Genomic DNA, 1,322 nt, shown 5'->3' on the forward strand with positions numbered 1-1,322 from the left:
GGGCGGATTCAAGCGATCGATGCAACACCCCGTGTGATTGAGGAGTGTTGCGATGGGTCGAGTCCCGTTGTGGTCGCGGATGCCGACGTTCTGGGAGCATGTCCGGGCGGGTCTGAGTCCGGCTGAGGCCGGTGTGGCTGTCGGCGTGTCCGACGGCTGTGGGAAGCGGTGGTTCCGTGAGGCTGGCGGCGTGAAACCAGCCACATCCCAAGCGAAACCGAGTGGCCCTCGTCGGCGGCTGACGTTGGACGATCGCATCGAAATTCAGGTGGGTGTGTGCACCGGTGAGTCGTTGCGATCCATCGGCCGACGATTAGGTCGGCCAGCATCGACGATCAAACGCGAAATCGACAACAACAGCGAGCTGCGGAACCGCCACCAGGGCCGTAAATCGGGGTATCGACGCAAACACGCCTTCGGTGCCCGCCAGAGCGGCAATGCCTCGTCGGTGCGTTATCTGGCCACAGCTGCTCACGACCGCTCGGCCGAACGCGCCCGTCGGCCCAAGCAGCGCCGACTGGCCTGCGATGACACCCTGCGCCAGGAGGTGCAGACTCGACTGGAGCTGCACCACAGTCCTCAACAGATCGCGAGGCGGCTGCGCAGCGATTTTCCCGACGATCCGGAGATGTGGGTGTCACACGAGGCGGTCTACCAGGCCATCTACGTGCAAGGGCGTGGGTCGCTACGGCAAGAGCTGCACCGCTGCCTACGCACCAAGCGCGCGATCCGACACCCTCAGCGCCCTGCAGGAGCCCGTCGTGGTCGTATCCCCGGCATGATCAACATCAGCCAGCGTCCCGCCGAGGTCGCCGACCGAGCGGTTCCCGGGCACTGGGAAGGCGATCTGATTTTGGGGTCGACCGCCTCAGCCTCGGCGATCGGCACTCTCGTCGAGCGCAGCACCCGGTTCGTCATGCTGTTGCACCTTCCCGAGGATCACACGGCGCTGAGCGTGCAGAACGCGATCGTGGCCAAGATGAGCGAGCTGCCCGAGCACTTGCGTCGCTCGCTGACCTGGGACCAGGGCAGCGAAATGGCCAATCACGCAGCGATCGCCGCGGCCGCCGATCTCGACATCTACTTCTGCGATCCCCACTCGCCTTGGCAACGCGGCACGAACGAGAACACCAACGGGCTTCTGCGCCAGTACTTCCCCAAAAGCACCGACTTATCGCTGTGGGGGCCCGGCTACCTCGACAACGTCGCCGCCGAACTCAACGGCCGACCCCGCAAAACCCTCGACTGGAAAACCCCAGCCGAAGCCCTTAACCAACTACTGTCCAAACCGCCAACTGTTGCATCGACCCCTTGAACTCAAG

At 64.2% G+C, this 1,322-nt stretch carries 1 protein-coding gene; it reads left to right on the plus strand.

Going from position 1 to position 1,322, the window contains the following annotated elements; all coding sequences use genetic code 11:
* The first annotated feature begins 112 nt into the window (after positions 1 to 112).
* Entirely contained in the window at positions 113 to 1,315 is a 1,203-nt protein-coding gene (locus MHN84_RS29625) for an IS30 family transposase (protein ID WP_374238444.1), read from the plus strand.
* The last annotated feature ends 7 nt before the right edge of the window (positions 1,316 to 1,322 follow it).

This window comes from Mycobacterium sp. PSTR-4-N (genome assembly GCF_022348085.1).
Taxonomy (GTDB): Bacteria; Actinomycetota; Actinomycetes; order Mycobacteriales; family Mycobacteriaceae; genus Mycobacterium.